Here is a 12,515-nt window from a genome sequence, read left to right on the forward strand (position 1 = left end):
GGTCCGTCGACGGCGCGGCGGGTCGAAACCGTCCGGTGCGGCCGGCCGTTCGGTCGACCCCTCCTAATGGCGTCGCGCCCGGCCGCCCGCGCCCGGCAGGGACCGGGTCGGGTCGAGGAAGACGTACCCGATCTCCGGGTAGCGCTCCGTGAGCCGGCGTTCGGCCTCCTCCGCGGCGGCCTCGATGTCCGCGCCGGTGGCGTCGTTGTGGAAGTCGACCTTGGCGGCGACCAGGATCTCGTCCGGGCCGAGCAGCATGGTCATCAGCGTGTCGATCCGGTCCACCGTCGGCAGGGCGGCCAGCTCGCTTTCGATCTCCCGGTGCAGGCGTTCCGAGACGGCCCGGCCGACCAGCAGCGAGACGTTGCTCTTGGCCAGGATCGTGGCGACCACCAGCAGCAGCACGCCGATGAGGATCGAGGCGAGGCCGTCGTAGAGCTCGTCGCCGGTGAGCTGGGACAGGCCGAGGCCGACGCCGGCGAGGAGCAGGCCGATCAGGGCGGCGGTGTCTTCCAGGAAGACCGCCTTGACGGTGGTGTCGGCGGTCAGCCGGAGGAACGTGTGCGGGGCGGTGCGCCAGCGGCGGGACTCGCGGCGTACCTGCTGCACGGCCCGGGCCAGGGAGACCGATTCGATCGCGAAGGAGATCACCAGCACGATGTACGACACCAGGTAGTCGCCGGTGTGCTCGTGCACGAGGATGGTGGTGACGCCGTGGGTGATGGCGAAGCCGGCGCCGACCACGAAGGTGAACAGCGCGGCGAGGAACGCCCAGACGTAGCTCTCCTTGCCGTAGCCGAACGGGTGTCGAGGGTCGGCCGGCCGCGCTCCCCGGCGCAGCGCCAGGTAGAGCAGCACCTCGGTGGTGGTGTCGGCGACCGAGTGGGCGGCCTCGGAGAGCATCGCCGCCGAGCCGGAGATCAGCCCGGCGACCAGCTTGGCGACCCCGATGGCGAGGTTCGCCGAACCGGCGATGACGACCGTGCGGACGCTCTCGGCCTTGATTTCGGCTTCCGACATGGGCTCACCCTAAGGCGGGTGTCGGCCCGGCCGCCGGTCAAGCGGATCGACGTTTCCGGGTGTGGGGTTGCTCGCTCCCGGGCGGACATGACGCGCCGCGCCCGTGCGGGGTGCACGTCCGGCTCGCGCGGGCTGCTAGCGTTCACACGTGTCGCGGAGCCGTACCGAACGCCTGGTCAACCTGGTGATCTGCCTGCTCTCCACGCGACGGTTCCTGACCGCCGCGCAGATCGCCGCGACCGTGCCCGGTTACGAGCACGATCCGGACGACGCCAAGGACCACGAGGCGTTCCAGCGCAAGTTCGAACGGGACAAGGCCGAGCTGCGGGAGCTCGGGGTGCCGTTGGAGACGGGTACGGCGAGCGCCTTCGACACCGAGCCCGGCTACCGGATCGCGCGCCGCGAGTACGCCCTGCCGGACATTCCCCTCGAACCGGACGAGGCCGCCGCCGTCGGCATCGCGGCGCGGCTCTGGCAGCACGCTGGTCTGGCCGCGGCCGCCTCCTCCGGGCTGGCCAAGCTCCGCGCGGCCGGGGTCGACGTGGATCCGCAGGCCACCCTGGGCCTGGAGCCGATGGTGACGGTCGACCCGGCGTTCGCCCCGCTGACCGCCGCCGCCCGCGACCGGCGGGAGGTCGGCTTCGACTACCGGGTGCCGGACCGGGACGCCCCGACCCGCCGGCGGGTGCAGCCGTGGGGCGTGGTCTGCTGGCGCGGCCGGTGGTACGTGGTCGGCCACGATCTGGACCGCGAGGCGACCCGCTGCTTCCGGCTCTCCCGGGTGGTGGGCGCGGTCCGGGTGACCAGCCAGCCGGGGGCGTACGAGCCGCCGGCCGGGGTCGACCTGATCAGTCACGTCGCCCGCTGGTCCGGGCCGGTGGAGCGGACCGGGCGGGCCACCGTGCTGGTCGCCCCGGGCCGGGCCGCCGGGCTGCGCCGTTGGGCGGTGGACAGCACCAGCGGCCCCGACGGGGACCGGCTGGTCCTGCCGTACGCGGATCCGGAGTACCTCGCCGGTCACCTCGTCGGGTACGGCCCGGACGTGCGGGTGCTGGAGCCACCGGAGGTGCGCGAGGCGGTCATCCAGCGGCTGAAGGAGATCGCGACCCGGCACGACGAGCTGGCGGTGGCCGGAGGTGCCCGGTGACCCGGCCGGCGGCCCGCGCCGGCCGCGCCTCGGCGGACCGGCTGGCCCGGCTGCTCAACCTGGTGCCCTACCTGCTGGCCCGGCCCGGCATCGAGATCGCCGAGGCGGCCGACGATCTGGGGGTCACCGAGCGCCAGCTACGCGAGGACCTGGAGCTGCTCTGGGTGTGCGGGCTGCCCGGGTACGGCCCGGGTGACCTGATCGACATGGCCTTCGACGGCGACCGGGTGACCATCACCTACGACGCCGGCATCGACCGGCCGCTGCGGCTCACCCCGGACGAGGCCCTCGCCCTGGTGGTGGCGCTGCGGATGCTCGCCGAGACGCCCGGGGTGGCCAACCGGGAGGCCGTCGAGCGCGCCCTCGCCAAGATCGAGAACGCCGCCGGTGACCTGGTCGGGGCGCCGGTGGAGGTGCGGCTGCCCGGGGACACCGAGCGGGTGCAGGAGCTGCGCGCGGCGGTGGAGCGCGCTCGGGCGCTGCGGATCACCTACTACACGGCGGCCCGGGACGAGACCACCGAGCGGACCATCGACCCGCTGCGGATGCTGATGGTCGGCGGCCGGGCGTACGTGGAGGCGTGGTGCCGCCGCGCGGAGGCGGTCCGGCTGTTCCGGGCCGACCGGATCGACGCGCTGACCGAGCTGGACGAGCCGGCCGTGGTGCCGCCGCAGGCCCGCCCGCACGACCTCAGCGACGGGGTGTTCCGGCCCTCGCCGGATCTGCCGCTGATCACCCTGCGGATCGGGCGCGGCGAGCGGTGGATCACCGAGTACTACCCGTGCGAGCGGGTCGAGGAGGGCGACGGCGACCAGTGGCTGGTCTCGCTGCGGGTCACCGACCTCGGCTGGGCCCGCCGGTTCGTGCTCGGGCTGGGCCCGGACGTCACGGTGGTCGCCCCGGCGGAGCTGGCCGAGCAGGTCCGCGCCCAGGCGGTCGCCGCGCTGGAGGCGTACGCGACGCCGGTGGGTGGCGCCGCGCCGTCGCCGGATCCGGCGGTGCCCGCCGTCACCCAGTAGGCTGACCGCCGTGGTGAAGTGGATCGTGCTGGCGGTGGTGCTGTTCGCGCTCCTCGTGCTGGCCCTGGCGGTCCGGCCGGTGCTGGCGCGGCTGCCCCGGCTGCGCCGGGCGGCGGTGGCGCTGCAGCGTCGCCAGACCGAGGCGGAGGCACTGCGGTCCACCGCCGAGGTGCTCCAGCAGCGCGCCGTGACGCTCCAGGCCCAGGCCGCCATCACCCAGGAGCGGCTCGAGCTGATCAAGGCCAAGCGGGGCAAGTGATCGATCGGCGTCGGTCCCGGGCACGATAGCTGCGCGTTCGGCGCCCGTTGCGCGCACGAACGCGCCGGCGCAGACGGTTGACGGGACACTCCGGGTTGGTCGAGACTTCACCGGCCAGGTCCGCACCAGCAGGCCCGGCGGGGTGGCAACCGGCCGCGGCGCACGTACGATGGGCTGCGACCGCCCCTCAACGACACAGAGCGACTGGAGCTTCCCATGGGTGCCCTCAAGCCATGGCACATCGCCGTACTCGTGGTCGTGCTGATCCTGCTCTTCGGCGCGAAGCGGCTCCCCGACGCGGCCCGCTCGCTGGGCCGCTCGCTGCGGATCATCAAGGCCGAGACCAAGAGCCTGCACGACGACGACCGTGACCTGGCCGAGAAGGCCGACGCGCAGGCCGGCTACCAGCCGCTCCCGCCGCACGCCGGTCAGCAGCCGCCGCAGCAGCAGCAGTACGCGCAGCCGCAGCAGCCGGTCGACCCGGTGCAGCGCGTCCGCGACAACTGACCAGGGGGCCCACCACCGTGGCCTTCGGGTTGAAGAAGCGCGGCCCGAGCAACTTCGAGCGGGCCGCCGACGGCTCGATGACGCTCATGGAGCACGTCCGTGAGCTGCGGACCCGCCTGTTCCGCGCCTCACTGGCGATCGTGGCCGGGTTGATCGCCGGATTCTGGCTGGCCCAGCCGGCGTTCGACCTGCTCAAGCAGCCGTATTGCCGGCTGCCCGAGGCCATGGACGAGTTCGGCCGGTGCCAGCAGTTCCTCCAGCTGTCGCCGGCGGACGGGTTCATCCTCAAGCTGAAGCTGGCGCTCTGGATCGGCCTGATCATCGGCGCGCCGGTCTGGCTCTACCAGCTCTGGGCGTTCATCGCGCCGGGCCTGCACCGGCACGAGCGCAAGTGGGCGTACGTCTTCGTCTCGATCGCCGCGCCGCTGTTCGCGGGCGGTGCGGTGCTGGCCTACTTCGTCGTGGACAAGGGGCTGGCGTTCCTGATGGAGTCCGGGGTGACCGGGCTGTCCAGCCAGCTGGAGGTCACCCGCTACATCTCGTTCGTCACCAACATGATCCTGCTGTTCGGGGTGGCGTTCGAGTTCCCGCTCATCCTGCTGATGCTCAACTTCACCGGGGTGGCGAGCGGGAAGCGGCTGCTGAGCTGGTGGCGAGCGGTGGTCTTCATTTCGTTCGTGTTCGCCGCCATCGCCACGCCGGACCCCGGACCGTTCGGGATGACCCTGCTGGCCAGCGCGCTCTCCCTGCTCTACTTCGTCGCGGTCGGGGTGGCCTTCCTCAACGACAGGCGGCGGGGACGTGGCAAGGAGGTCTACTCGGATCTCAACGACGACGAGGTGTCGCCGCTGGACCTGACGCCCGAGCCGGTCGAGGCGGGGCAGCGGATCGAGACGGTCAGCCCGATCGGGGCACCGGAATCCATCGCCGCGCCCGCGCCGATCGAGCGCCGCTACGACGACATGACCTGACCGGATCCCCCGACAGCATCGAGCGAAACGCCGCCCCGGTGGGCGGCGTTTCCGTTGGCGGCGGCACGGGGGCGGGCACGGCCGCAGGGTCCCGTGCCGATCCGAAGCCCAGCCCGATCATCGCGGCGACGGTGTCAGGCCACCCGGCGGACGCTGCCGGCCGGTGGGGCGGACACGGCGTCCGGGTGCAGAATCGCCGCGATCGCCTCGACACCGTCGACCAGCCGCGGACCCGCGCGCACGATCAGGGCGTCCGCGTCGACGGCCCAGACCTCCGCGCCGGGGAACCGGGGGCCCACCGTCGCCGCCTGCTCGACCGCGCCGTCGAGGTGGAAGCCGCACGGGGTGACCAGCACGACGTCCGGTGCGGCGTCCCGCAGCGCCGCCCAGGTGGTGGGTGCGGAACGGGCGCCGGGATGGGTGGCCACCGGTTCGCCACCGGCGGCGCGTACCAGGTCCGGGATCCAGTGGCCGGCGCCGAACGGCGGATCCACCCACTCCACCACCGCGACCCGGCGCCGGGGCCGGCCGGCCACCGCCGCCGACACCGCCGCGAGCCGGGCCCGCAGGCCGTCCACCAGGGCCTCCGCCCGATCCGGTACGCGAGCCGCCGCGCCCACCGCGAGGATCGTGCCGAGCACCTCGTCCAGCGTGTACGGGTCCAGCGACAGCACGTCGGCCCGGGCGCCCAGGTAGGCCACGGCGTCGGACACCCGCTCGGAAGGCAGAGCGCAGACCCGGCACAGGTCCTGGGTCAGGATCAGGTCGGGATCGAGCTCGGCCAGCGCGTTGGCGTGCAGGGTGTAGAGGTCGGCGCCGGCGGCCAGCTGCCGCTTGACGTACGCGTCGATCTCGCCGGGGCTCATGCCCCGGGTGTCCCGGCCGCCGACGACGATGGCCGTGCCGGCCCGGTCGGCCTCCGGCAGCTCGCACTCGAACGTGACGCCGACCAGGGCGTCGCCGAGGCCGAGGGCGTAGACGATCTCCGTGGCGGACGGCAGCAGCGAGACGACATGCATCCCGCCATCCTGCCCGTCCCCGGTACGCCGGGGAACCGCCCCCGTCCCCGCAGTTCCCCCGATCCGGACGTCCTGGCCGTGACCCGGCGATAGGCTGGGGCGGCGCCTGGGGAACGCCGGACGCGCCGGGCGTCGCGGCGCACCGGTCGCCGAGGTCCACCGGTCGACCGTCCGGAAGCGCCCACTCCGACGGCGATCTCGCGGGAGGCGGTGCGATGTCGGATCCCATCGGGGCCCTCTTCGACGGGCTCGCCCGCCGGGCGCCCGAACGCCTGCTGCCCAAGACCCGCGGCACCATCCGCTTCGAGCTGGAGGGGGACGACGGGGTCGACGTGTGGCACCTGACCATCGCCGACGCCCGGGTCTCGGTGTCCCGGGAGGCGCGGGAGGCGGACACGGTCATCCGCACCGACCTTGCCTTCTTCGCCCGCATGGCGCGGGGCGAAGCGAAGCCGCTGCCCGCGTGGCTGCGGAACGACATCACCACCGAGGGGCAGTTCCGTTTCATCGTCCTGCTCGAACGGCTCTTCGCCGCGCCCCCGGGCGCGCGCCATCCCCGGCTGTCAGCCGGTGGCCGTCGGGAGTCGGGATGAGGACTCTCGTCCGGGTGCTGGACGGAAACGTCTTCGTGCTCAGCGACGAGAACGGCGACATCGAGGCGAGCATCGCCAACCCGTCCGGCTTCTTCGACTTCGACACTCGGTTTCTGTCGCTGTGGCGGCTGAGTCTCAACGGGGACCGGCTGCACGCGCTCTCCATCGCCGAACGGGACTACCTCACGCTGCGCTTCTTCCTGGTGCCGGGAGAGCCGACGCACTACCTGGACGCCAAGGCCTCGGTCGTCCGGGAGCGAAACATCGCCAGCGGCGCCTTCGAGGAGCAGCTGACCGTCCTCAACCACGACCAGGGGCCGGTGGAGTTCACCGTACGGCTGGACATCGCCAGCGACTTCATGCCGATCCTGGCGGTCAGCCAGGAGCGACAGCCGACGGGACGGCTCTATCGGCGCGTCGAGGACGGGCGCCTGCGGCTCGGCTACCGGCGGGAGAAGTTCCAGCGGGAGACGTTGATCTCCACCAGCGAGCCGGCGGCCGTCGACGAGCACGGGCTGACGTACACGGTCCGGGTGGAGCCGAAGGGGAAATGGAGCACCACGCTGCGGGTCCAGTCGCTGGTGCTGCGGCCGGACGGCCAGGACGTCCGGGACCGGCTGCACCGTCGCCGCCGCCGGACGGCGGCGGAGCGGCAAAGCGACCTCGCGGCCTGGCTGGACCGGGCGCCGCGGCTGAGTTGCGACTGGGTCGCAATGACCACGACCTACCAGCGGAGCCTGGTGGACCTGGCCAGCCTCCGGTATTCACCGCTGACCCTACCGGACGAGGCGATGCCCGCCGCCGGTCTGCCCTGGGCCGCCACCATCACCGGCCGGGACAGCATCCTCGCCAGCTTCCAGGCGCTGCCCTTCGCCCCGGAGTTGGCCGTCGCCACCCTGCGGATGCTCGGCATCGACCAGGGGTCGGTGCTCGACGACTTCCGGGACGAGGAGCCGGGCAAGATCCTGCGCGAGTTCCGGTACGGCGAGCTGGTGGCCTTCGAGGAGCTACCCCAGTCGCCCTACTACGGCAGCGCCGACGTCACCCCGCTGTACGTGATCCTGCTCGACGAGCACGAGCGGTGGACCGGGGACGCCAGCCTGGTCCGGCAGTTCGAGGACGAGGCTCGGGGGGCGCTGCGCTGGATCGACGAGTACGGCGACATCCTGGGCAACGGCTACGTCTGGTACCAGCGCCGTAACGAGCGCTCCGGGCTGGAGAACCAGGGCTGGAAGGAATCGGCGGGGGCGATCTGCTATTCCGACGGTCGCCTGCCCGGACTGCCCCGGGCCACCTGCGAGCTGCAGGGCTACGCCTACGACGCGAAGATCCGCGGCGCCCGGCTGGCCCGCGAGTTCTGGGGCGACCCGGCGTACGCGGACCGGCTGGAGCGGGAGGCGGCCGCGCTCAAGGAGCGGTTCAACCAGGACTTCTGGATCGCCGGCGGCGGGTACTACGCGCTCGCCCTCGACGCCGACGGCCGGCAGGTCGACGCGCTCGCGTCCAACATGGGCCATCTGCTGTGGAGCGGCATCGTCGACGAGTCCCGGGCCGAGCAGGTCGTCGCGCACCTGCTCGGCCCCCGGCTCTTCTCCGGCTGGGGCATTCGGACCCTGGCCGAGGGGGAGGCCAGCTACAACCCGCTCGGCTATCACGTCGGCACGGTCTGGCCGTTCGACAACGCGGTGATCGCCTGGGGGCTGCGCCGGTACGGTTTCACCGCGGAGGCCGGGCGGATCGCCGAGGGCATCATCGACGCGTCGTACTACTTCGACGGGCGGTTGCCGGAGGCGTTCGCGGGCTATCACCGGGAACGGACCCGGTTCCCGGTGCGCTACCCGGCCGCGAACAGCCCCCAGGCGCTCGCCACCGGCGCGCCGTTCCTGCTGCTACGCGCCCTGCTCGGGTTGGAGCCGGCGGGGGAGCACCTGCTGATGTCGCCGCGGCTGCCGGCCCGGTTCGGCCGGATGGAGCTGCTCGACGTCCCCGGGCGGTGGGGTCGGATGGACGTGATCGGCAGCGGCCGGGCCCACATGCACCGCGGCTGACCGGGCCGGCCGCTTGCGTGACGGTGAGCCAGGCCACGCCGGGACGGCGGCGGGTTGTCGGTGCCGGCGCGCCGGTCTAGCGTTCGCCGGGGCGGTCCCCGTCGTTCGTCAGTGCCTCATGAGCTTGCGGCCGGGTCGGCCGCCGCCCTCGATCCCACCCACCCCGCCGTCGGAGGACATCCGCTCATGCGCGCCACCGTGATCTACGGACCGAACGACATCCGGGTCGAGCAGGTGCCGGACGCCGCCGTCCGTACCCCCACCGACGCCGTTGTACGCGTCGTTCTCGCCTGCATCTGCGGCAGCGACCTGTGGGCGTACCGGGGGGTGGCCAAGCGCCAGCCCGGGCAGCGGATCGGCCACGAGTTCCTGGGCGTGGTCGAGGCGACCGGGTCCGGGGTGACCTCGGTCAAGGTGGGCGACCTGGTGGTGGCCCCGTTCGTGTGGTCCGACGGCGTCTGTGATTTCTGTCGTGCGGGGCTGCAGACCTCCTGCCCGCACGGCGGGTTCTGGGGCGAGCCGGGCTCCGACGGCGGTCAGGGTGAGGCGGTCCGCGTCCCGTACGCCGACGGCACCCTGGTCAAGCTTCCCGCCGAGGCGGCCGGCGACGAGCGGCTGCTCACCGCGATGCTGGCCCTGTCCGACGTGATGTCCACCGGCCACCACGCCGCCCTGGCCGCCCGGGTCCGCCCCGGTGCCACCGTCGCGGTGGTCGGCGACGGCGCGGTCGGGCTCTGCGGGGTGCTCGCCGCCAGGCGGCTCGGCGCGGAGCAGATCATCGCCCTCGGCCGGCACACCGACCGCACCGACATCGCCCGCGCCTTCGGCGCCACGGACGTGGTGGCCGAGCGGGGCGATGCCGCGATCGCCGCGGTCAAGGAGCTGACCAAGGGGCAGGGCGCGCAGGCGGTGCTGGAGGCCGTCGGCACCGAGGAGTCGATGCGTACCGCTATCTCGATCGCCCGCGACGGCGGCGCGGTGGGTTATGTCGGGGTGCCGCACGGCGGCAGCGCCGGCGTCGACATCGGCCAGATGTTCGGCCGCAACGTCGCGCTCGGCGGCGGCGTGGCACCGGCCCGCGCGTACATCCCGGAGCTGCTCGCCGACGTCCTCGACGGCACCATCGACCCGTCCCCGGTCTTCGACCGCAGCGTAAGCCTGGAGCAGGTGCCCGACGGCTACCGGGCGATGGACGAGCGCACCGCGCTGAAGGTCCGGATCACCTTCTGATTCCGGACTTGCGGTACGAGCGGGTGTGCCGAGCGGGCCAGCCGAGGAAGCGGTCGAACATATCGGCGGCGCTGTGTGACGTGCTGGGGTTGAGCTTGTGCAGGTCGTCGATCCGTCCTGGAGCAGACCAGCCAGGTAGATGAACAGGCTGACCAAGCTTCCGTCGTAGTCGGCGAGGAGAGCGAGTTTCGCCCGTCCGCAGGGCCAAGGATGGCCGCACGTACGGCAGAGCCAGATCGGGCGGAGCGGTAAATGATTGTCGGACGGCGAGCTGAGGTGGCCCCGTACTGCGGGAGGCTTTCGACTGTGCCTCATGTGGACGTGCCTCTGCCGGCCTGGCGTTCGAACAACTGACGCCACACGTAGGTAAGCAGCGGCGGGTCAGGCGGCCTTCTTTCGAGCTGGGCGCGGCCGGTGTCCGAGTCACGCGTCCGTGACTCGCTGTTGGCCGCGTTGCGCGAGACGTACACCGTCATGGCCGTTCTCCTCTTGGAGCTGTCACCTGCTTGTGGTGGGCCCGCCGCGAGTCCGGCGAGCCCACCGGCGTGGGGCGGCGGCTGGGAGCAGCCCGCCGCTCACCCGCCCGCGCAGCCCTCGTGGCGGTACACGAACGGGGAGTTACCCACACGCGTCTTCAGGCTCGCCGGGGAGCGGCGCGGAGAGAATGTCCCGCCGGTGCACTTACGGTGCACTACCGTCTCGCCACCCGCCGTTACCATCGGCGGGCTGACAACTGTCCGCTCTGGGAGGACGTGCGGTGGCCTCAGTGACGACGTGGACCGGCCGGGAGGCGAACGCGCTGCGTATGGCGTTGCGGATGAGCGTCACCTCCTTCGCCGAGCACTTGGGCGCGGCCCGACGGACGGTGGCCAAATGGAGCAGCCAGGGCGACAGGGTTCACCTGCGTGCCGACATGCAGGCGGCGCTGGACACGGTGCTGGCGCGGTCCTCACCGGACGTGCGCGAACGCTTCGAGACGCTGCTGCGTTCGGCCACCGACCGTGCAGTTGTGGGTCCCACCGACCCATCAGGCGGCGCTTGGGAGGCCGATACTGGCGGGGACGGGAATTACGGCTCCGGTTCGGATGGTGACGTGCGGCGTAGAGATCTCCTGAGGGGCGCGACGGTTAGCGTTGCCAGCGCCCTGCCCGGCGTCACGCCGCTGCTCGACGTGCTGGTGTCACCGCAGCGCCTGGTCATCAAGCCGCTGGCGCTGTCTGTGCGGCAGTTCGCCCGGGAAGTCGCAGCTGCGAAGAGCGAGTACCAGGCCTGCCGGTACGAGCGCGTCCTCGGCCGGCTCGTGGCACTGCTGCCGACCCTGGAGCCCACCCGAGCTGGCGCCGGAAGCGAGCAACAGGTGCGGATCGACGCCCTGGCCACCGATCTGTACCACGTCGTCGGCAGCGTCCTGCTCAAGGTCGGCGACCGGGGAATGGCATTGGTAGCGGCCGAACGAAGCGCCCGGTTCGGGGCAGCCTGCAAGGACCCGGTGGCGATGGCCGCGAGCGCGCGGATCATGACCCATGCCCTGATGAGCAACGGTCACACGGACCAGGCAATGCACCTTGCCCAGATCGCCGCCGACACCCTCGACAGGGACACCGGTCTCGCATCGGCCGACGCGGTGGCCGTCTACGGCGCGCTCGTGCTCCGCGGAGCGATCGCCGCCGCCCGCGCCGACGACCGGGACACCGCGCAGGCGATGCTCGACGAGGCTTCCCGGGCCGCCGCCCGACTCGGCCACGACGGCAACGACCGGTGGACCGGCTTCGGTGCCACCAACGTCCAGCTGCATCGGGCCCATATCGCACTGACCCTGGGCGACGCCGGCACCGCCATCGCCCTCGCCCGCCAGGTTCCGCTGGACAAGGTCACCCTCGCCGAGCGCAAGGCGTCGCTGTTCGTCGACGTGGCACAGGCCTACACCCAGTGGGGTCGCCACGAGCACGGGCTCCAGGCGTTGCGGACCGCGTACGACGTGGCACCTGAGGAGATCCGGTGCCGGCCGGCCATCCAGCGCATCGCGAGCGACCTGGCGACTCTCGCCCGAGGTCATGTCCGCAGGGAGGTCGTCGAATTCGCCGTCCACGCCGGGATCCGGGTATGACCGGGGGACATCTGCAGATCGTCGTCTGCGGCGCCGGCCCCGCCGCAGACGTGACACAGTTGCTCGCCGCCGCGAAGGAGCGGGCCTGGACAGCGGCAGTCACCGCCACGCCGAGCGCGAGGGACTTCATCGACCCGCAGGTGATCGAGGCGATGACCGGATACCCGGCCAGGTTCACGTATCAGTCGTCTACGAGCACGCGGCGAATCCTCCCCGCGGCGGACGCTCTCGTCATCGCGCCCGCGACGTACAACTCCGTCAACAAGATCGCCCTCGGCATCGCCGACAACTACGCGATGACCTCGGTCGCCGAGCTCATCGGCCGCCGGATTCCGACCGTCATCGTCCCCTTCGTCAACTCCGCGCTGGCCGCCCGCGCGCCCTTCCGGCGGGCGGTCGCAGACCTCCGCCACGAGCAGGTACGGGTCCTGCTTGGCGCCGACGACGAGTGGGAACCCCATCCGCCAGGCAGTGGTCGAGACCAGCAACAGGCATTCCCGTGGGAGGCTGCCTTCGGGGTGGCTGAGCGGCTCGCCCGGAATGGACCGGCAAGTGGGGGTGGCAGCTGACCGCCAGGGATCTGCCGCAGCGGCTG

Annotated in this window: 13 protein-coding genes and 1 pseudogene; 10 read left to right on the plus strand and 4 right to left on the minus strand. The window is 72.4% G+C overall.

Translation table 11 applies throughout. The features are described from left to right. Positions 1 to 63 precede the first annotated feature (63 nt). Positions 64 to 1,020, minus strand: coding sequence for a cation diffusion facilitator family transporter (locus tag GA0070624_RS18725; protein ID WP_091342844.1), 957 nt, complete (start codon positions 1,018 to 1,020; stop codon positions 64 to 66). Positions 1,021 to 1,168: 148 nt separating this feature from the next. On the opposite strand from GA0070624_RS18725, the gene GA0070624_RS18730 reads away from it, so the two are divergent. From GA0070624_RS18730 to tatC, 5 genes are all read left to right on the plus strand, one after another. Further along, complete coding sequence (locus GA0070624_RS18730) at positions 1,169 to 2,167, plus strand: helix-turn-helix transcriptional regulator (RefSeq protein WP_091342846.1); 999 nt, start codon at positions 1,169 to 1,171, stop codon at positions 2,165 to 2,167. Beyond that, on the plus strand, positions 2,164 to 3,186 hold the full coding sequence (locus tag GA0070624_RS18735) for a helix-turn-helix transcriptional regulator (protein ID WP_091342848.1): 1,023 nt from the start codon (positions 2,164 to 2,166) through the stop codon (positions 3,184 to 3,186). Before GA0070624_RS18730 ends, GA0070624_RS18735 begins: the two co-directional genes overlap by 4 nt. A gap of 10 nt (positions 3,187 to 3,196) precedes the next feature. Then, positions 3,197 to 3,445 (plus strand): hypothetical protein, encoded by a 249-nt coding sequence (locus GA0070624_RS18740; RefSeq protein ID WP_091342850.1) that lies wholly within the window; start codon positions 3,197 to 3,199, stop codon positions 3,443 to 3,445. 216 nt (positions 3,446 to 3,661) lie between these two features. After that, complete coding sequence (gene tatA / locus GA0070624_RS18745; RefSeq protein WP_091342852.1) at positions 3,662 to 3,952, plus strand: Sec-independent protein translocase subunit TatA; 291 nt, start codon at positions 3,662 to 3,664, stop codon at positions 3,950 to 3,952. A 17-nt stretch (positions 3,953 to 3,969) separates the two neighbouring features. Beyond that, complete coding sequence (gene tatC, locus GA0070624_RS18750; protein ID WP_091342854.1) at positions 3,970 to 4,923, plus strand: twin-arginine translocase subunit TatC; 954 nt, start codon at positions 3,970 to 3,972, stop codon at positions 4,921 to 4,923. A 134-nt stretch (positions 4,924 to 5,057) separates the two neighbouring features. Here tatC and GA0070624_RS18755 read toward each other — a convergent pair whose 3' ends face one another. Then, positions 5,058 to 5,942, minus strand: coding sequence for an ABC transporter substrate-binding protein (locus GA0070624_RS18755; protein ID WP_091342856.1), 885 nt, complete (start codon positions 5,940 to 5,942; stop codon positions 5,058 to 5,060). Positions 5,943 to 6,157: 215 nt separating this feature from the next. On the opposite strand from GA0070624_RS18755, the gene GA0070624_RS18760 reads away from it, so the two are divergent. The 3 genes from GA0070624_RS18760 (at position 6,158) to GA0070624_RS18770 (ending at position 9,813) form a co-directional block, all read left to right on the plus strand. Next, positions 6,158 to 6,535 carry an SCP2 sterol-binding domain-containing protein gene (locus GA0070624_RS18760; protein ID WP_091342858.1) on the plus strand — a complete coding sequence of 126 codons (378 nt, stop codon included), beginning with the start codon at positions 6,158 to 6,160 and terminating at the stop codon, positions 6,533 to 6,535. Beyond that, positions 6,532 to 8,583, plus strand: coding sequence for an amylo-alpha-1,6-glucosidase (locus tag GA0070624_RS18765; protein ID WP_091342860.1), 2,052 nt, complete (start codon positions 6,532 to 6,534; stop codon positions 8,581 to 8,583). The genes GA0070624_RS18760 and GA0070624_RS18765 overlap by 4 nt, the downstream gene beginning before the upstream one ends. A gap of 186 nt (positions 8,584 to 8,769) precedes the next feature. After that, entirely contained in the window at positions 8,770 to 9,813 is a 1,044-nt protein-coding gene (locus GA0070624_RS18770) for a zinc-dependent alcohol dehydrogenase family protein (RefSeq protein ID WP_091342862.1), read from the plus strand. Here the strand turns inward: GA0070624_RS18770 and GA0070624_RS35835 are convergent. Together GA0070624_RS35835 and amcA are read right to left on the minus strand one after the other, a co-directional pair. Continuing rightward, positions 9,803 to 10,128: pseudogene (locus GA0070624_RS35835) on the minus strand (hypothetical protein). The gene GA0070624_RS18770 and the pseudogene GA0070624_RS35835 sit on opposite strands and share 11 nt — an antisense overlap. After that, complete coding sequence (gene amcA, locus GA0070624_RS36630) at positions 10,125 to 10,289, minus strand: multiple cyclophane-containing RiPP AmcA (RefSeq protein WP_342672749.1); 165 nt, start codon at positions 10,287 to 10,289, stop codon at positions 10,125 to 10,127. Before amcA ends, GA0070624_RS35835 begins: the two are co-directional and overlap by 4 nt. 281 nt (positions 10,290 to 10,570) lie before the next feature. Between amcA and GA0070624_RS18780 the strand changes: the two genes are divergently transcribed. Next, on the plus strand, positions 10,571 to 11,920 hold the full coding sequence (locus tag GA0070624_RS18780) for a hypothetical protein (protein WP_091342864.1): 1,350 nt from the start codon (positions 10,571 to 10,573) through the stop codon (positions 11,918 to 11,920). Next, positions 11,917 to 12,489 carry a flavoprotein gene (locus GA0070624_RS18785; protein WP_091342867.1) on the plus strand — a complete coding sequence of 191 codons (573 nt, stop codon included), beginning with the start codon at positions 11,917 to 11,919 and terminating at the stop codon, positions 12,487 to 12,489. The genes GA0070624_RS18780 and GA0070624_RS18785 overlap by 4 nt, the downstream gene beginning before the upstream one ends. Positions 12,490 to 12,515 lie beyond the last annotated feature (26 nt).

It is taken from the genome of Micromonospora rhizosphaerae, assembly GCF_900091465.1.
Taxonomy (GTDB): Bacteria; Actinomycetota; Actinomycetes; order Mycobacteriales; family Micromonosporaceae; genus Micromonospora; species Micromonospora rhizosphaerae.